Origin of the sequence: Actinoplanes palleronii, from assembly GCF_016862315.1 — a bacterium.
Classification (GTDB): Bacteria; Actinomycetota; Actinomycetes; order Mycobacteriales; family Micromonosporaceae; genus Actinoplanes; species Actinoplanes palleronii.
This window is the reverse complement of record NZ_BOMS01000108.1, coordinates 25,647-43,800: the sequence shown is the minus strand read 5'-3', so window position 1 is coordinate 43,800 and position 18,154 is coordinate 25,647. Positions and strand designations below refer to the sequence as shown.

14 protein-coding genes are annotated in these 18,154 nt (G+C 68.9%); 5 read left to right on the top strand and 9 right to left on the bottom strand.

The window, feature by feature from the left end:
- Positions 1–19: 19 nt before the first annotated feature.
- Genes Apa02nite_RS33605 through Apa02nite_RS33590 form a run of 4 tightly spaced genes read right to left on the bottom strand, consistent with a single transcriptional unit; the run spans position 20 to position 5,472 of the window.
- Positions 20–3,076 (bottom strand): type I polyketide synthase, encoded by a 3,057-nt coding sequence (locus tag Apa02nite_RS33605; RefSeq protein WP_203828639.1) that lies wholly within the window; start codon positions 3,074–3,076, stop codon positions 20–22.
- Positions 3,077–3,122: 46 nt separating this feature from the next.
- On the bottom strand, positions 3,123–3,860 hold the full coding sequence (locus tag Apa02nite_RS33600) for a thioesterase II family protein (protein WP_203828638.1): 738 nt from the start codon (positions 3,858–3,860) through the stop codon (positions 3,123–3,125).
- Entirely contained in the window at positions 3,857–5,107 is a 1,251-nt protein-coding gene (locus tag Apa02nite_RS33595) for a cytochrome P450 (RefSeq protein ID WP_203828637.1), read from the bottom strand. The genes Apa02nite_RS33600 and Apa02nite_RS33595 overlap by 4 nt, the downstream gene beginning before the upstream one ends.
- Positions 5,104–5,472: a phosphopantetheine-binding protein gene (locus tag Apa02nite_RS33590; protein ID WP_239164742.1), complete on the bottom strand. Its 369-nt coding sequence runs from the start codon at positions 5,470–5,472 to the stop codon at positions 5,104–5,106. The genes Apa02nite_RS33595 and Apa02nite_RS33590 overlap by 4 nt, the downstream gene beginning before the upstream one ends.
- 325 nt (positions 5,473–5,797) lie before the next feature.
- On the opposite strand from Apa02nite_RS33590, the gene Apa02nite_RS33585 reads away from it, so the two are divergent.
- On the top strand, positions 5,798–6,898 hold the full coding sequence (locus Apa02nite_RS33585; RefSeq protein ID WP_203828636.1) for a methyltransferase: 1,101 nt from the start codon (positions 5,798–5,800) through the stop codon (positions 6,896–6,898).
- Between the two features lie 81 nt (positions 6,899–6,979).
- On the opposite strand, the gene Apa02nite_RS33580 is transcribed toward Apa02nite_RS33585, so the two are convergent.
- Positions 6,980–8,092, bottom strand: a complete 1,113-nt coding sequence (locus Apa02nite_RS33580; protein ID WP_203828635.1) for an alpha-hydroxy acid oxidase — start codon at positions 8,090–8,092, stop codon at positions 6,980–6,982.
- Positions 8,093–8,097: 5 nt separating this feature from the next.
- Complete coding sequence (gene hppD / locus Apa02nite_RS33575) at positions 8,098–9,177, bottom strand: 4-hydroxyphenylpyruvate dioxygenase (RefSeq protein ID WP_203828634.1); 1,080 nt, start codon at positions 9,175–9,177, stop codon at positions 8,098–8,100.
- A gap of 606 nt (positions 9,178–9,783) precedes the next feature.
- Between hppD and Apa02nite_RS33570 the strand changes: the two genes are divergently transcribed.
- Genes Apa02nite_RS33570 through Apa02nite_RS33555 form a run of 4 tightly spaced genes read left to right on the top strand, consistent with a single transcriptional unit; the run spans position 9,784 to position 12,070 of the window.
- Positions 9,784–10,152: a PadR family transcriptional regulator gene (locus Apa02nite_RS33570; RefSeq protein WP_203828633.1), complete on the top strand. Its 369-nt coding sequence runs from the start codon at positions 9,784–9,786 to the stop codon at positions 10,150–10,152.
- Entirely contained in the window at positions 10,113–10,484 is a 372-nt protein-coding gene (locus tag Apa02nite_RS33565) for a DUF1048 domain-containing protein (protein WP_203828632.1), read from the top strand. Before Apa02nite_RS33570 ends, Apa02nite_RS33565 begins: the two co-directional genes overlap by 40 nt.
- A gap of 2 nt (positions 10,485–10,486) precedes the next feature.
- Positions 10,487–11,293: an ABC transporter ATP-binding protein gene (locus Apa02nite_RS33560; RefSeq protein WP_203828687.1), complete on the top strand. Its 807-nt coding sequence runs from the start codon at positions 10,487–10,489 to the stop codon at positions 11,291–11,293.
- A 9-nt stretch (positions 11,294–11,302) separates the two neighbouring features.
- Entirely contained in the window at positions 11,303–12,070 is a 768-nt protein-coding gene (locus Apa02nite_RS33555; RefSeq protein WP_203828631.1) for an ABC transporter permease, read from the top strand.
- Between the two features lie 78 nt (positions 12,071–12,148).
- Here Apa02nite_RS33555 and Apa02nite_RS33550 read toward each other — a convergent pair whose 3' ends face one another.
- The 3 genes from Apa02nite_RS33550 to Apa02nite_RS33540 are packed head-to-tail and all read right to left on the bottom strand — an operon-like array spanning position 12,149 to position 18,152.
- Complete coding sequence (locus Apa02nite_RS33550) at positions 12,149–13,528, bottom strand: aminotransferase-like domain-containing protein (RefSeq protein ID WP_203828630.1); 1,380 nt, start codon at positions 13,526–13,528, stop codon at positions 12,149–12,151.
- Positions 13,529–13,563: 35 nt separating this feature from the next.
- A complete protein-coding gene (locus Apa02nite_RS33545; RefSeq protein ID WP_203828629.1) occupies positions 13,564–14,349 on the bottom strand; it encodes a thioesterase II family protein in 786 nt (261 codons plus the stop codon).
- Positions 14,346–18,152, bottom strand: coding sequence for a non-ribosomal peptide synthetase (locus Apa02nite_RS33540; protein WP_203828628.1), 3,807 nt, complete (start codon positions 18,150–18,152; stop codon positions 14,346–14,348). The genes Apa02nite_RS33545 and Apa02nite_RS33540 overlap by 4 nt, the downstream gene beginning before the upstream one ends.
- Between the last annotated feature and the right edge of the window lie 2 nt (positions 18,153–18,154).

Here is an 18,154-nt window from a genome sequence, read left to right as displayed (position 1 = left end):
CGCTGGGACGAACGCGGGCCTACGCGTATCCACGGTCGATCAGTTCGTAGAGCTCGTCGTCGCTGGGGCTCGACAGGCCGTGGCCGTGCACCTCGTCCGGTCCGCCGGCGGATGCCGGTTCAGGTCCGGATGCCCCGAGGAGAGAGAAGAGGTGGCGGCCGAGCGTCTCAGCAGTGGGGTAGGCGAACGCGACGGTGGCCGTCAGCCGGGCACCGGTCGCCGCGGTGAGCCGGTTGCGCAATCGCACCGCCATCGCGGAGTCGAAACCCATGTCCTTGAACGGCACGTCCGGTCCGGCCACCAGACCGTCCCGCGGCGCGATGCCGATCACCGCCGCCGCCTCGGCGCGCACCAGTTCCACGGCGGAGAGCTCGGACCGGAACTCGGCAACCGGCCGCGTGGCGGCGTCCGCGTCCGCGGCGTCGCGGTCGTCCGGCGCCGTCAGCCAGAACCGTTCTCGCTGGAACGCATAGGTCGGCAGGCCGACCGGCTGGCCGCCGGCCACCATCGCGGCCCAGCCGACCGGCGCGCCGCGTACGAACGCTTCGGCCAGCCCGGTCATCAGTGCCCTGCCAACCGGCTGCCCCGGTCGCATGACCGGGGTGAACACCACGCTCTCCGGATCGTCCAGCGCGGCCGCGCCCATCGCCGAGAGCGTCTCGTCCGGGCCGATCTCGACGAAGATCGACACACCCTGTGCCGTCAGCGCGGTGACCGCGTCCGCGTAACGCACAGCGCCGCGTGCCTGTCGTGCCCAGTAGTCCGGACCCGGCCCGGTCCCAACCCGTCCGTCCAGCGCGCCGGCCCAGGTCACCCGCGGAGCGGCGTGCTCGAGCCGCGCCGCCACCTGTCCCAGGTCGCCGAGCACGGGATCCATGCGGTGGGAGTGGAACGCATGGGAGACACGCAATCCGTGGATCCGCCGGCCGCGCTCCTTGAATCCGGCCGCCAGCCGCGTCACCGGCTCCGCCTCGCCGGAGATGACCACCGAGGACGGGCCGTTCACGGCCGCCATCGACACCCCGGCCATCCCGGTCAGAGCCACGGCGATCTCCGTCTCGGTGGCCTCCACCGCGACCATTGCCCCGCCTGGTGGCAGGGCCTGCATCAAGCGGCCCCGGGCGGCGACCAGAGCGCACGCGTCCGCCAGCGAGAGCACCCCGGCGGTGTGCGCGGCGGCGATCTCACCGACCGAGTGCCCGGCCACGGCGTCCGGCTCGATCCCTGCCGCGGCCAGCATGGCCACCAGACCCGTCTCGACCGCGAACAGGCCCGCCTGGGTGAACACGGTCTGATCGGCCCGCGCGTCGTCACCCTCGCCGAGCACCACCTCGGCCAGCGGCAGCCCGAGCTCCGCCTCCAGCAGGGCGCACGCCCGGTCGAACGCCGCCGCGAACACGGGGCTGACGGCGTGCAGCTCGCGTCCCATTCCGGCCCGTTGCACGCCCTGCCCGGCGAACAGGAAGCCGATCTTTCCCGATGCTCCGGAGGACGCGCGCCCGGTCACCAGCCCTGGGCCCGGCTCACCGGCGGCCAGGGATTCCAGACCCGCTGTCAGCTCGCTCCGCCCGGCACCGAGCACCACGGCACGGTGCTCGAACAGCGACCGCGTCGTCACCAGCGCATACCCCACGTCGGGCATGGACAGTGCCGCGTCCGACTCCACTCGGTCCCTCAGCCGCCGCGCTTGTGCCCGCAACGCAGGCTCCGAGCGGGCCGACAGGACCCAGGGCAGCGGTCCGCGGACAACGACGGCATCCGTGTCCGCGGCGCCCCGGTACACCGGCCGCTCGGGTGCTTGCTCCAGGATCACGTGCGCGTTCGTACCGCCCAGCCCGAACGCCGACACCCCGGCACGGCGGGGCCGGCCCGGTGTGCCGGGCCAGTGGCGTACGGCCCGGACGACCTCGAAGTGCGCGTCGAAGTCCGGGATGGCGGGGTTCGGGGAACGGAAGTTGAGACTCGGAACGAAGCGGGCGCGGGACAGGCACAGCGCCGCCTTGAGGAAACCGGCGATTCCGGCGGCCGGTTCCAGATGCCCGACGTTCGTCTTCACCGAGCCGATGACCAGGCGACGAGTGCGGCCGGCCGCCCGGAACACTGTGCGCAGGCCGGCTGCCTCGGCCGGATCGCCGAGCCGCGTACCGGTGCCGTGCGCCTCGACGTAGTCGATGGTGTCGAACGGCAGGCCCGCGCAATCCAGGGCGGACAGCATGGTCGCCGCCTGCGCGACGGGGCTGGGATCCGGTATCCGGGACGACGCTCCGCCACTGCCGACGCTCCAGCCGCGCACCACCGCACGGACGTCATCGCCGTCGGCCACGGCCAGGTCGTAGCGCTTGAGGAGGACGAAGGCACCGCCCTCGCCACGGACGAAACCGCTGGCCCGTTCGTCGAACGAGAAGCACCGCCCGTCGGCGGAGAGAGCGCCCAGATTGGCCAGGCCGAGTCCCGATTCCGGGTCGACGATCAGGTTCACGCCGCCGACCAGCGCCATGTCGACCGCCCCGCCGCTGATCCGGTCACATGCCAGCGCCAGCGACACCAGCGACGAGGATTGACCCGAGTCCGCGCAGAGACTCAAGCCGCGGATGTCGAACAGGCTGGAGATCCGGTTCGCGACCATCGCGCCGCTCGACCCGAGTGCGGCGTAGTGGTCGTCCCGGTCGGTGCCGGACAGCCGGCGCAGCAGGTCATAGCCGGACGGCGCGGCGCCGACCAGCACGTCGATCTCGCGGCCGGCGAGCGCGGCCGCCGGGATGCGGGCGTCCTCGACGGCCTCCCAGGCCAGTTCCAGCCCCAGGCGCTGTACCGGGTCCAGAGCGGTGGCCTCGGCCCCGCCCATGCCGAAGAAGTGCGCGTCGAACCCATCGACGGCGGCGAAGAACGAGCCGGATCGCACGCTGGCGGCGTCCGGGTGCGACGGATGCCTGGACGCGACCGCCCGTTGTGCGGGGAACGTCGCGACGGTCGACTTCCCGTCGGCCAGCAGGCGCCAGAACTCCCGGACGTCGTCCACGCCGGGGAAGCGGCAGGACATCCCGATCACGGCGATGTCGGTGGCGGTGCCACTCATGCGATTCCCTCCCGGTCTCTCCGGCGCAGCCGTACGGCGGCGCTGTTCACCGCCAACAGGTCAGCACCCTCTGCAACTCGTCCGGCGCGTGCATGAAGTCGTAGTGCCCGCCGCTCACCACCCGCAGTTCGACCGAGTCCGAGTACCGGCGCCATCCGCCGAGCTGCTCGAGGCTCACGTCGGGGTCGTCCCGCCAGTGCAGGACGACGATCGGGCAGCGCACCGCGACCGGCTCCAGTCGCCGGTACGCGCCCGCGGCGGCATGGTCCTCCAGCAGCACGGACAGGCCCAGATCCACCATGTCGGGCCGCGGTTGGATCCCCCGGCTGCGGACGAATGACGCCACCTCAGCGCGCAGTTCGGCCTCGGAGAGGGCGAGCATCCGGTCGCGTGCCGCGTCGTGAGGCGCCGGCTGACCGGACACGAAGAAGTGGTCCGGTCCGGGCAGGCCGAGTTCGGCGAGTCGCAGCATCGTCTCGTACGCAGGCAGTGCTCCCGCGCAGTGCGCGAAGAACGCGAACGGCCGGTCGAGCAGTGGCTCCAGCGAGCGTGCCAGGTCGGCGGCGAGGAGTTCGTAGGTCCCGTAGTGCGGATCGGCCAGCCGATTCTCGCGTCCGGGAAACTGCACCGGGCAGACCTCGGCGGTGCCGATGGTGATCGGCCAGGCGCTGAAGGCCGATGCACCCGACCCGGAAAACGGGAAGCAGAAGATCCGCGCGGGATGGTCGGGGGACGGCTGCCGGACGAACCACGGCGACCGGGCGGCGGTGGAGCCGGATGTCATGGCGTCTTCCGATTCTGGGCGACGACGGGCAGGTGAGTCATCCCGGCGATGAAGTACGAGCGCAGATGCTGCGGTTCGCCGGCGAGGCCGATCGACGCGAACCGCTGGAGCAGCTCGGAGAAGAACACGCGAAGGGTCAGCCGGGCCAGCGGCGCACCGATGCAGAAGTGCGGGCCGTACCCGAAGGCCACCTGGCGCTTGGCGGCGGTGCGCGTGACGTCGAAAGTGTGCGGGTCCGGGAACTGGGACTCGTCCCGGTTGGCCGACCCGATCCACGCGACGGCCGCACCGCCGGCCGGGATCGTGCCCCCGGCGATGTGAGTGTCCCGCACCGCGTAACGCATGAAGTTGCACGCGGCGGAGGTCCAGCGCAGTCCCTCCTCGACCAGGTTCGGGACCAGGGTCGGATCGGCTTGCGCCTTCGCGAACTGTTCCGGCCGTTCGATCAGCGCGTGCACCGTGCCGGAGACGGTGTGCGGTGTCGTCACGTTGGCGCCCAGCAGGATGCTGTAGCCATCGAGCGCGATCTCCTCGTCGGTCAGCGGCGCGCCGCCCGCACGCACGCTCATCAAGTGGTCGAGCAGGCTTTCCTGGTCACCGCCGTGCGACCGGCGCCGTTTCACCCACTCGGTGACGTAGCTGAGCAGTTCGTGATGGGCGATGGCCAGGGTCGCGGCCTGGTTGCCGTGCTGGAAGTGCGGGTCCGACGGGGCGGTGACCATCGCGGTCAGCTCGACCAGCTCAGCCCAGTCCCGCTCGGGAATGCCCAGCAGCGGGCCCGTGACCATCGCCGGCAGGAGCAGAGCTCGCTCGGCCAGGTCGAAGACGTCGCCGTCGAGGGCCGGTTCGAGGAAGCGTACGACGGCCCGGCGGATCGGGTCCTCCCAGGCGGCCACCGCCCGAGCCGTGAGCATGGCACCGATCGCCCTGCGGACCTGGGTGTGCCGCGGCGGATCGGTGGAGGTGAGCAGCTTGCCCGCCGCGACGTCGTCGACGCCGAGGTGCGTGACCACCGTGCCGCGTTCCGAGGTGAACTCCCGGTGGTCGCCGAGCACCCGGCAGACATCGTCGTAACGGGTCACCGACCAGAACGTCCGGCCGTCCGGCAGGACCTGGCGATGCAGGGGGGCCTTCATCCGCATCACGTCCCAGACCGAGTGCGGATCGCCCGTGGTGTAAAGATCCAGGTCGAACAGGTCGAGCCGGCCGAAGTCGACGTCCGCCGCCGCGCCGGGAGTCAGCCTCATGCCTGCGCTCGTCCCTGCTCGATGAGGGCGGCGACTCCGGCCGGGGTGTGCGCCAGATAGAAGCCGCGCACGGAGAGCGTGACCCCGTAGTCGTGGGCCACACGCTCGATGATCTTGATGCCGATCAGGGAGTTGCCGCCCCGCGTGAAGAAGTCGTCGTCCGTCCCGACATCGCGATCGTCGAGATACTCACCCCACAGCGCCGCGATCTGCTCGGCCAGTGAGGCCGGCGTGTCCGCCGCATTCGACCGGACGGCTCTCGCCCAGGATTCCATTGCCGGAATGTCCTTCCTTCGCCTGCTGGAACCGCCGGCCGACGCGATTACCGCCCACGCGCCGGCAGCAAGGGATTTCTCGATTTGCACCGGCGAGTCAATTCCTCGAAGCCGATGCCATTCCCCAGCGATTTGCTCTTGTCGCACTGTACTGGCGGCGCTCGGCGCCCGCCAGTACCGCGGGACACAAGGGGGCATCCCATTTCGGTATGCTCGCCGTGGCAATCGCTTCACCTCGGTGTTCACACCCCGGCCTGCAGGATCGCCGCGCGTCAGCAGCCTTAGCTGTCCCGCCGACAGGACAGAAGAACCAACAGTCGCACAGCAATCTCCGGCTTTCGAGTGCAGAATTGGCTCGGAATACCTCGCCGTAACCGTCGGGTCTTGCACATATCCGCACCGGATTCAACGATCCATGCAGGAGCGCCGTCCCGGCCGGGACGACACCGTAATCAAAAAATTAGAAAGGGCGGCGACGTTGACCGAACTGGAACGACTGGTACGTGGCGTGCCCGATCCGGTCGTACGCGAATTCCTGTTAATGGCGGACGACAGCAGCGTCGCCGTCCTTCCGTACGCGCTGGCTATCACGGCCCGGCTCGGCGTCGCCGACGCCTGCCCGCCGGCCGGATCGACGGCCGAGGAACTCGCCTCCGCCGTCGGCTTCGCGACGGAGCCGCTGCGAAGCCTGATGAACGCCCTCACCGGCGCCGGCTTCTTCGCTCGGGACGAGCACGGCCGTTTCGCCCTCACCGAGCTGGGCGCCGTGCTCCGGAGCGACTCGCCGGTATCGATGCGCGCCACGTTGTCCAACGTCGGAACCTATCGCGCCTGGCTGCGCGCCGTGGACTCCCCCGCCGGGTCGAGGCCGTTCAGCGCGGGCTCCGGTGAAGCGTTCTTCGAGGGCAGGGCGGCGGAACCCGCGGATCAGGTCGCCTTCAGCACCCGCATGCGGGAACGGGGCACACGCCTGTACGCCGGGCTGGCCGACCTGGCGGTGTGGGACGCGGCGAGCACCGTCATGGACATCGGTGGTGGCACCGGCACCGTGATCTCCGCGGTCCTGCGGGCACACCCCCGGCTCAGCGGTGTGCTCTTCGACCGTGCCCCGGTGATCGCGCTTGCGGAGACCACTGCCCCCCTCGACCCGGTGCGGGACCGATGCGCCCTCGTGGCCGGCAGCTTCTTCGAGGGGTTGCCCGCCGGTGCGGACGTCCACCTGCTGTGCAGCGTGCTGCACGACTGGGACGATGAGAAAGCCGCCGACATCCTGCGGGCCAGTGCCGCTTCGGTGGCTCCCGGCGGGCGGGTTCTGGTGTGCGAGCTCGTCGTTCCCAGCTCGCCGGCACCCCATCCGGCCCGCTGGAGCGACCTCGGCATGCTCATGCTTCTCGGTGGCCGGGAGCGCACGTTGCTCGAGTTCGACAAGCTGTTCGCCACCGCCGGACTGACCCGGACCCGGGTGCTGCCGGTCGGGACCTCGGCCTTCAGCCTCATCGAGACGGTCACGGCATAGCGCGGCCCGTGCCATGCGTGCCTGGGTCAGCGGCACGGATGGCACGGGACCCGGGCGACCGGCGGCGACGGCACGTCGCCGTTATCGCATCGGCGCCCGGCTGTCGACGACCTGCAGCTGCCGGACATCGGCCAGGTCGCGGCAGCCCGCCAGGATCATCGCGTGGTCGAACTCCTCGCGCAGCAGCGAGAGCACGTCATTGACGCCCCTCTCCCCCGCCGCGGCCAGGCCCCACAGGATCGGCCGGCCCAGCAGCACCGCGTCGGCACCGCGCGCCAGTGCGCCCAGCACGTCGCCCCCGCCGCGGATCCCGCCGTCCAGGTACACCTGGCAGCGGCCGTCGACCGCCTCCCGGATCTTGGGCAGTACATCGATGCCGGCCGCTGACCCGTCGAGCTGGCGTCCTCCGTGGTTGGACACGACCAGCCCGGCGACGCCGGCCCCGGCGGCCCGCGCCGCGTCGTTCGGATCGAGCACTCCCTTGACGATGAGCGGCATGGTCGTCCGCTCACGCAGCCAGCCGAGGTCGGACCAGCTCAATGTGGGATCGAAGATCTGCTGAGTATGGGCCGCCACCGCGGATGCGCCGCTCTGCCAGCGGTGCGCCGACGTTTCGGGACCACCGAGATGGACCGCAGTCACCCCGGGGGGCAGGGTGAAGCCGTTGCGCACGTCGCGGAGCCGCCGCCCCATCCGGGGTACGTCCACGGTAAGCATCAGCGCCTGGCAGCCGGCGGCTTCGGCCCGTTCGAGCAGCTCGAGTGTCACCGCCCGGTCGCGCAGCCAGTAGAGCTGGAACCACAGTGTGCCGCCGGCCGCGGCCAGCTCCTCGACGCTGACGCTGCTGAGCATCGACACGGTGAAGGGCACGTCGGCCACTTTCGCGGCCCGCGCGGCGGCCAGCTCACCCTCCGCGTTGACCAGCCGCTGGTACGCCATGGGAGCGGTCACCACGGGCATGCTGACCGGTGAGCCGAGCAGCACGCCCGCGGCCGACTGCCGGGAGACGTCACGAAGGATGCGCGGCAGGACGTAGACGGCATCCAACCCCGCACGGTTGGCGCGGAGGCTCCGTTCGACGCCGCTGCCGCCCTCGATGAAGTCCCACACGGCCGCGCTTGTCACGGCCTTCGCGGCCGCCGCTACATCGGCCAGGCTGAGAACCTCGACGGCCTGCCCATCGGGATCCGGCATCGCAGCTAGTTCCCGTGTTCCGGGCTGGTGCGGTCCAGCTCGACCGCTTCGTAGAGGGCCTTGATGTTCCCGCTGCCGAACGTCTCGGCGCCGAAGCGCTCGATGACTTCCAGAAACAGGGTTTTGCGGGGAAACGTCGAACGCGTGAAGATCTGGTACAGCTGCCCGGCGTGGTCCGAGTCGGCGAGAATGTTGAGGTCGCGCAGGGAGTTGACGTCGTGCCGCGCCAGCTCCATCCGCTTGGGCAGCTGGGAGTAGTACGAGGCGGGCGTGGTGAGGAACTCGACCCCTGCCTTTCCCAGCGTAGCTACCGACGCGACGATGTCGTGCGCTGAGAACGCGATGTGCTGGACCCCGGCCCCACCGTGGTTCTTCACGAAGTCGTCGATCTGTCCCGCCTCGAGCTGGGTGTCCGGCTCCAGCAGAGTCAGCGTCACGTCCCCGGCCCGGTTCTGCACGACCTGGGAGTTCATCGCCTGGCGGCCCACGGTGATCCGCTCCTGGAAAATCCTGCTGAAGTCGAGGACAGCCTCGTAGTAGGCGACGGTGGGGTCCAGCTCTCCGGCCGGCACGCAGACCGCGAGGTGATCCACCCGCAAGAGGCCGGCCGGCTCCACCGGGTGCCGACCGGAAACCGGCACAAGCCCGGGCGGCAGGTCGTCCTCCGTGCTGTCCGCGGGCCACTGCATCAGGGTGTGCAGCACATCGCCGAATCCCCGGATCGTCGCGACGACGTGCCCGGACCGCTCGACCGGCGCGGGCGCGGCGATCGCCTCCGCCCCCCGGGTCACCGCCGCGCCGTAGGCGACACGCGCGTCCGGGGTACGCAGGGCGATGTTCGCCACTCCGTCGCCGTGCACATGCACATATCCGCTGGCCGGATGGTCGTCGGCGAATCCCTGGGTCAGCAGCAGGCTGATTCCACTCTGCCGCACGAGAACGGATCGATGGGTTCGCTGTTCGGCCGGGCTCGCGGCGACCAGGTGGAAACCGTACTTCCCGGTCAGCTCGGAGACTCGGAATTCCAGGTCGGCGACATACAGCTCGATGTGGTCGAGTGTCAAAGAGTCGAATGGATCAGTCATGACGACGTCCTCCCAGTTGATTTCTCTGTTTCCCGGGTGTCACCGCACCTGGCCAGGTTTCTTCACCAATTACTCGACGGGCGCGGCTCGCGAGCGCGTTCATTCCTCGACTTCCGGCCTCGACATGGCCTGCGGTGAACGCGACCCTATAGGGGCCAGCTGATCAATTCCGCGCGAGGCGCCAGACGCCGGACTCACCGGGCCCGTCAATTATGCACCCCGGCCCGCGCGCAGAAAAGATGACAAGCGCGCCGAACAGCCCTAAAGAGCATTTCTCCGGTGCGGAGAAATGTCGCTCCTCATGTCCATTCCCATCGGAGCCGGCACCTATTTCCCGGCCGGGTTGAGCACTCATCATGCTGTCCCGTCGGCGGGACAGCATGATGACATCGAGGCCGGCAAGCACGCCGACGACGCGCGGGCCGGCCCCTCGGGCCGGCTGGGGCGGGGCGGTTACACCCGGTTACCGGGTGGCGAACCCGGGTGGACGACGGCACTTCGCGTCCCGCACCACGCCGCGGAGCTATTCCGTCTTGCTAAGTACCGCCGCTGAGGTTACGGTTTAGCGGTAGTCAGCACTACTGACTAGCCACGAGAGGGGGAACCTTGGGAAAGCTGCTGACGGAGATGCTGAAGGGCACCCTTGAGGGCATCATCCTCACCATCCTGTCCGACGGCGCCGCGTACGGCTACGAGATCACCGCGCGACTGCGGGAGCAAGGATTCCCCGACATAGCCGAAGGAACCGTCTATGCGCTCCTCATCCGGGTCGAGCAACGCGGTTTCGTCGACGTACAGAAGATTCCGTCGGAAAAGGGACCGCCCCGCAAGATGCACACGCTCACCGATCAGGGACGTTCATACATCGAAGAGTTCTGGAGGACCTGGAGCTTCCTCTCGGAACGACTGGACCAGCTCCGCGAAGGAGGCGAACGATGGCCGAAACCGAAAAACGCGGCTTCTTCGGAAAACTGATCGGAGACAAGAAGCGCTGGCGCGCCTACCGGGCGCGCCTACGGAAGCTTCCCGCGGGCTACCGCACCGCGGTGAAGGAGATCGAGCATTACCTGTTCCACTTCGTACCCGCCGACAGCGACAGCATGGCGTCGATGTTCGAGGATCTGGTCGACCTGTTCGAACAGGCGGTGGCGAACAAGACCCCGATCCGGGAAATCGTCGGCGACGAACCAGTCGAGTTCGCCGAGTCGTTCGCCGGCAACTACACGGTGAGCAGCTTCGTCACCGTTCAGGCCCGTAAGCGGCTGACCGAGGCCATCGCCCGCGCCGAGAAAGAGGTAAATCGATGACCATGCCCACGACCTCCGAACCGGCGATCCGGGTGCGGGGCCTCGAGAAGTCCTACCGGATACCGAAGCAGGAGCCGCTGCACGTGTTGCGCGGCGTTGACTTCGAGGTGTCACGGGGCACCATTTTCGCCCTGCTCGGCTCGAACGGGGCAGGCAAGACCACGGTCGTGAACATCATGTCCACGCTGCTCAAGGCCGACGCCGGAGCGGTAACCGTAAATGGCTTCGACGTCGTCACGCAGGCGGCTCAGGTCAGGGAGTCGATCAGTCTGACCGGGCAGTTCGCGGCCGTGGACGAGATCCTCACAGGGCGGGAGAACCTGGTGCTCGCCGCCCGGCTGCGCCACCTCAAAGAAGCTGGCAAGATCGCGGACAAATTGCTGGAGCGCTTCCAGCTGATCGAGGCGGCGGGACGGCGAGTAGCGACGTACTCCGGCGGCATGCGCCGCCGTCTGGACATCGCCATGAGCCTCACCGGGAATCCTCCGGCAATCTTCCTGGACGAGCCGACGACCGGACTCGACCCCCAGTCGCGTATCGAGGTGTGGCGAGCCGTCAAGGAGATCGCCCAGCTCGGCACCACGGTGCTGCTCACCACGCAGTATCTGGAGGAGGCCGAACAGCTCGCGGATCGGATCGCGATCCTGCACCAGGGCCGGATCATCGCCGACGGCACTCTCGACGACCTCAAGCAGCTCTTCCCGCCGGCCAAGGTGGAGTACGTCGAGAAGCAGCCGACCCTCGAAGAGATCTTCCTCGCCATCGTCGGCGACGGTCGTACCGGCAGCAGTGTCCGCGCGGAACGATAAGGATAGAAAGTGAACAAGCATTTCTTCGCCGACACCACCGTCCTTCTAGGGCGCACCATGCGCCACGTCACGCGAAGCCCGGACACCATCATCACGGTCGCGATCATGCCGATCGCCATGATGCTGCTGTTCCGGTACGTGTTCGGTGGCGCGATCGAAACCGGGCTCGGGCCGGGGCAGTACGTGAACTACATGCTTCCCGGCATCGTCCTCATCACCGTCGCGACCGGAGTCACCTACACCGCGCTCCGACTCTTCACCGACAAGAAGACCGGCATCTTCGGGCGGTTCCTGTCCTTGCCGATCGCCCGCGCCAGCGTTCTGTGGGCGCACGTACTGACCTCGGTGGTCTCCACCCTGATCTCCGTGATCGTCGTCGTGCTCGTCGCGCTGCTCATGGGATTCCGTTCCGGTGCGGGGGTGCTGGCCTGGCTTGCGGTTGCCGGCATCACCATCCTGTTCACCCTGGCGCTGACCTGGATCGCCGTCATCGCTGGGCTGTCGGCCCAGACTGCGGAGGGCGGCGGCGCCTTCTCCTACCCGCTCGTCTTCCTGCCGTTCATCAGCTCGGCGTTCGTGGCCACCGAAACGATGCCCGGCCCGGTGCGGGCCTTCGCCGAGCATCAGCCGATGACACCGATCATCAACTCGATCCGGAACCTGTTCGCGCAGGAGCCCGTCGGCAACAACATCTGGGCCGCCCTGGCCTGGTGCCTCGCCATCCTCGTCGTCTCGTACTCCTTCGCCATGGTCACGTACCGCAAGACCGTTGCCTGACCCGGTGCCTGTGAAGCAACAAGAAGCGTGGTCGTCGCCGGCTGGACCGGCGACGACCACGCTTCTTGTCGTCCCGTTTCAGGCGTGAGAACGGACGGCCGCGACCTCGGCGTCGACGAATCGGGCCAGCCTTTCAAGCCCCTGGTCCACCTCGGAAGCCCTCAGGTAGCTGGTCGAGAGCCGGATGCCGTGCTCTCCCCCACCCTCGGGATGGAAGTAGGACATCGGCGTCCAGATCACGCCGAAGTCCCGCGCGGAGCGGCCCAGCGCGGCGTTGTCGGCACGGAACGGAACCCGCAGGGTCAGGAAGAACCCACCGCTGGGCGCATTCCAGCTCACTCCCCGCTCGGCCCGGCTTTGAGAGGGAAACGCGCGTTCCAGGCCTTGCAGGACGGACTTCATGGTCCCGCCGTAGTGCGCAGACGGTTCGCTGCTGAGTTCGGACAGCCGGCCGTCGCAGGACAGGAGGGCTCCCGCCACGACCGCCTGCGTCAGCGCCGGGGTGTTGACCGTGATCATGCTCTTGATCTTGGCCAGCTCGTCGGCGAGCAGACCCGCGGCGCGACCGGCCTTCAACACCGGCTGGTCCGCGATCGCATAGCCGACTCGGGCGCCGGGGAAGAGACTCTTGGCGTAGGAACCCAGATGAATCACCCGCCGACGCCGATCGAGCGACTTCAGCGTGGGCAGTTGGATCCCGGGACTGACAAGGCGGTAGGGGCTGTCTTCGATGAGCAGGACGTCAAGGCGATCCGCCAGGTCGAGTAGTTCCCGCCGGGCCGAAAGCGACATCGTGACGCCGGACGGGTTGGAGTAGTCGGGTATCACGTACACGGCGCGGGGGCGGCGCCCGCGCACCCGCTCGGCCAGGATTGCGGCCTCCAGGTCGGCGCAGGACAGCCCGTCGTCGCGTTCGCCCACCACGCTCACCCGGGCGTCCAGCAGCCGGGCCGCTCCGGTGATGCCCACGTAACAAGGACTCGGTACCAGCAGCACGTCGCCGGGACCGGACAGCAGTGCCCGCAAGGTCAGGAACATGGCCTCCTGACACCCCACCGTGACCACGATCGATTCGGGCGGGACGTCGATCCCCTCATCGGCGCGGAGCGACTCCGCGATGAGGTCGCGGATGATCCCGGCGGACGGCCCGTACTGGAACAGGGTGCTTCGCACCTCGGCCGCTGAGCGCCCGCGGGCGCTCAGATGGTCCAGAAATCTCCGCAGATCGGTGAAAATCTGCTCGATCTCGAAGAAACCCTCGTACGGCCGTCCCGGAGCGAACGAGATCGCCTCGGGGTAGGTCATGACGACTTCGTTGAGGAAGTTCATCGTGTCCATCATCGGGTCCGCGAGGCTGGAGTGCAGGTCCGCCAGATGCAGCACCGCCCCGCTTCCCGCCGCGGTGTCCCGGGCGGGAGCGGAGCCGGTGTTCTCCGTCACGCTGTGTGTCTCGCTCATGGTTTCGCCTCCGCGGCCGTGCCTTGGTAGGACGGTCATTGCCAGGGATGTCCCGCCCTCGACGTCGGCGAACGATGCGCCGGCGCGTCCGGGTCCCGGGGCCGGCGGCCGCGGGCGGTCTCCGCCTCGATGAGGTCAAGTACCTCCCGGGCCCGGTCGACCAGGTACATGTGGTCGCCCGGGAACTCCGCGTAGCGGAACTCGGCGGTGGTGGCCCGCTGCCACTGCCGGGCCTGGTCCGCACTGACCAGGCCGTCGGAAGCGCCCCGGAGCGAGGTGATCGGCACCGAGACCGGCTCATCGGTGCTCGGCACGTAGTTCTCGTGCATCTCGCAGTCGGCCTGCAGGACGGGCAGGATCAGCTCACGCATCTCCGGGTGGTCGAGCGCTTCGTGCCGGAAGCCCGCGAACTCCTCCACGCGGGCGAGGAACTCCTCGTCCGGCAGGCCGGTCGCCCGCCTCTCCCGCCGGGTCCACGGCCCCGGCGAACCGCTGACGACCAACCGCTCGACGCGCAGGTCGCGGGTGCTCAGCAGATGCACGAGCTCGTACGCGAGCACCGCGCCCAGGCTGTGGCCGAACAGCACGATCCGGGTACCCGGTGCCAGCTCGGCGGCCAGGTCGTCGACCGAGTTCCGGGCCGCTTCGACGACATTGCGGTACGGCGTCTCCAGGATCCGCCGCTCCCGGCCCGGCAGGTCGACGGTGACCAGGCGCCGGTGGCCGGCGGCCAGCATCCGCCATGGGTGGAAGAACGAGGGACCCGCCCCTGCGAACGGCACGCACAGCAGCGCGTCCGCGGGGGCCTGCGACCCGGTCACTCGGCCAGCTTGCGTTTGATGACCTCGAAGACCTCGGCCACCGGTGCGGGCATGTTCATGTCGTGATGCATGGCGAACACGTCGTGCACCTCGATCTCACCGAGGACGTACGGCCGCCACAGGTGCCCGTACAACTCATCCTTGTTGGTCGCGCTGAAGAAGAGCACGTCACCGCGATAGACCGGCGACTCGAACTCCATCAGGTGTCGGGTGTTGTTGCACAGGACCTTCGACATGTCGTCCAGGAACTGCTGCTGGTTGTCGGTGCTGATGTACTGGCCGAAGAACTCCTCGAGCTCAGCCCGGTAGTCCTCCAGGGTCTTGCCGGCGTGGATCTCTCGAAACCCGTGCCCGCCGGGCTGGGAGTCCAGCATGGCCGCGAGGGCGACCCGGTGCCCGAGCCGGTCGAGGTATTCCGCCACGGCCTGCACCAGGGTGCCGCCGTAGGACCAGCCGATGAGGTAGAAGGGGCCCTCCGGCTGGATCTTCAGCATCTCCGCGACGTAGTCCTCGACCATCTCCTCCACGGACCCCGCCAGCTTGTCGACGCCGTCGGAGCCACGCGACTGCAGGGCGTAGGCCGGCCGGTCCGGTACGTGGGTCACGAAGCTGAAGTACGCCCAGCCCAGTCCCCCGCCCCCGTGGAAGAACCACAGCGGCTCCTTGCCCGTACCGGGATCGTTGTTCAACGGCAGCACCACCGCGAACGGGTGGGGGTTCTCCCCGGGAATGCCACCGATGAGGACCAGCGATGCCAGCTCGGCCACCGTGGGGTACTTGATGATCGTGCGCAGCGGCATGTCGATACCGAACTCGGCGCGGATGCGGGCGCTGAGCCGGGTGGCCAGCAGCGAATGCCCGCCGAGGGCGAAGAAGTCGTCGTGGATGCCCACCCGTTCCCGGCCGAGCAGATCCTGGAAGAGCACGCACAACTTCTGTTCGTTGACGTCACGCGGCTCACTCATGACCGCGGTGTCCGTCTGATCGGACGGCAACGCGGATCGGTCGAGCTTGCCGTTCGGGGTCAACGGGATCTCGTCGAGCAGGACCAGCGCCGACGGCAGCATGTAGTCCGGCAGACGCGTACGGAGGTGGTCGGTGAGTTCGGCGAGCAGCGCCGGATTCTCGTCGGCGGCTTCCGGCGCCGGCACGACGTAGGCCAGGATTCGCGTGTCGTCCTCCTGGTTGGCCCGCACCACCACGACCGCCTGCGCCACGCCGGGATGCCCGCCCAGCACGTGCTCGATCTCGCCCAGCTCGATCCGGAACCCCCGAACCTTCACCTGGTGATCGGTACGCGCGAGGAACTCCAGCTGGCCGCCCTTGTTCCAGCGCACCATGTCGCCGGTACGGTACATCCGCGCGCCGAGGGGACCGAACGGGCAGGCCACGAACCGTTCGGCGGTCAGGTCGGGCCTGCCCTGGTACCCGCGGGCCATCCCGGCACCGGAGATGTACAGCTCACCCTGCACACCCGGGGCGACCGGGCGCAGCCGCGCGTCGAGCACGTACACCTGGGTGTTGCCGAGCGGGAGTCCGATCGCGACACCCGATCCGGGCCTCACCGGGGCCATGGTCGACCACGTGGTCGTCTCGGTCGGGCCGTACCAGTTGCCGACCTCGGCGGCCTGGTCGGCCAGGGTCTCGGCCAGCCGGGCCGGCACCGCCTCCGCGCCGGTGATTATCCGCAGACCCTTGGCGGCCTCCGGCTCCCGGGCCAACAGCATCTGCCAGAACGCCGGCGCGGCCTGCATCACGGTGATCCCGTGCCGGCGGACGAACGACAGCACGGCCGCCGGGTCGGTGACGACGTCCTTCGTCGCCAGGACCATCGTCGCCCCGCAGACGAACGGCAGGTACAGCTCGGTGGTGGCCATGTCGAACGACACCGTCGTGCTGAACAGCATCCGGTCCCCCGGGGACAGCGGGAACCGCCGCTGGACCGTGGCCAGGAAGTTGGCCACCGCACCGCGCGGGACGGCCACCCCCTTCGGGACACCGGTCGAGCCCGAGGTGTAGATCACGTACTGGGTGTTGTCCGGGCGGGCGGCGACATCCGGCGCCGAGTCCGAATATCCGAAGTAGTCGGCGTCCGCCAGTGTGTCGGCGTCCAGTACCAGCACCGGGCCGGCCTGTCCGAGGACGTGGTCGATCCGGCTGCGCGGGTGATCCGGGTCAACCGGGACGTAAGCGCCACCCGCCTTCACCACGGCCAGCAACCCCACCAGGAGATCCGCCGTCCGAGGCAGGCAGACGGCCACCAGCGACTCGGCGCGCACGCCCTGATCGGCCAGCCAGTGAGCCAGCCGGTTGGACCGGGTGTCCAGCTCCCGGTACGTCAGCGACTCCTCGTCGCTGACGATGGCCAACGCCTCGGGCGTCGCCTCCACCCAGCTGTGGAACGCGCCGATCAGTCCCTGGTCGAAGGTGGGCTCGGCGGTGTCGTTCACCTCGACCAGCAGCCGCTCCCGCTCCGCGGGGCTCAGCACGTCGATGTCCGCGACGCGGACGTCCGGGTCGGCGACCAGTTGTTCCAGCACCCACGCGAACCGGTCAGCCATGGCCTCGACGGTGTCCCGGTCGAACAGGTCGGTCGCGTACTGGATGTCGCCGTACACCCGGCCCGACCCGTCCAAGGTCATGCTGAAGAAGAGGTCGGCCATGGTCTTCGCCGTGACGGCCTGCTGGAACTCCACGGTGAGCCCGGGGAAGTCGAGAGCCGGCTTCTCGTAGTTCTGCCAGCCGAACATCACCTGGAACAACGGCTTGTGCTCGATGGACCGATCCGGATTGATCGACTCGACGAGCGTGTTGAACGGCAGATCCTGGTTCTCGTACGCGGTCAGCGCCTTGTCCCGGATCCGGGTGAGCACCTGGGCGAATGTCGGGTCGCCGGAGAGGTCCACCCGCAGGACGAGGTTGTTGACGAAGCAGCCGACCAGATCGGCCATCGCCTCGTCGGTGCGCGCGGCGATCGGGGTGGCGATCGGGATGTCGTCCCCACCGCCAAGTTTGGACAGCAGCACCGCCAGCGCGGCCTGCAGGATCATCGCCATGGAGGTGTTGCGCTCGGCCGAGACCTTCTCCAGACCGGCCGAGGTGTCCGATCCCGCCAGGAAGGCCACCCCGTCTCCCCGGGTGCTGACATCGTCGGTCCGTGGGCGGTCCAGCGGCAGGGTGAGCGGCTGCGGGATGCCGTCCAGTTCGTCGCGCCAGTACTCGAGCTGCGTCGCGGCGAGACTGTCCGGGTCGTCCAGGTCGCCGAGCACCTCCCGTTGCCACATGGTGTAGTCCTTGTACTGCACCGGCAGCGGATCCCACTGCGGCGCCCGCCCGTCGCGACGGGCGCGATAGGCCGTGGCCAGGTCGCGAGCCAGTGGCGCACCCGAGCTGCCGTCCATGGCGATGTGGTGCACGACCATCGCGAGCACGTGCTCCCGAGGTGAGCAGCGGAACAAGGTGGCCCGAACCGGGATCTCGGTCGACAGGTCGAACGCGTGTGACACCGCCTTCGCCACCGCCGCGGACACGTCTTTCGATGCGACCTCGACCACCGGCATCCGCCCCTGCGGCAAGGCCTCGGTCACCGGCAGGATCCGTTGGAAGGGCTCGCCGTCATCGTCGGTCACGTACACCGTACGCAGGATCTCGTGCCGCTCGATCACGTCGCTGATCGCCGCGGCGAGGGCATCCTGGTCCAGGGATCCGGTCAGCCGGAACGCCGCGGGCACGTTCCAGGTCTCGCCGCCCTCCAGCTCGTGCAGGAACCAGTAGCGACGTTGGGGGTAGGACAGCGGAAGCATGG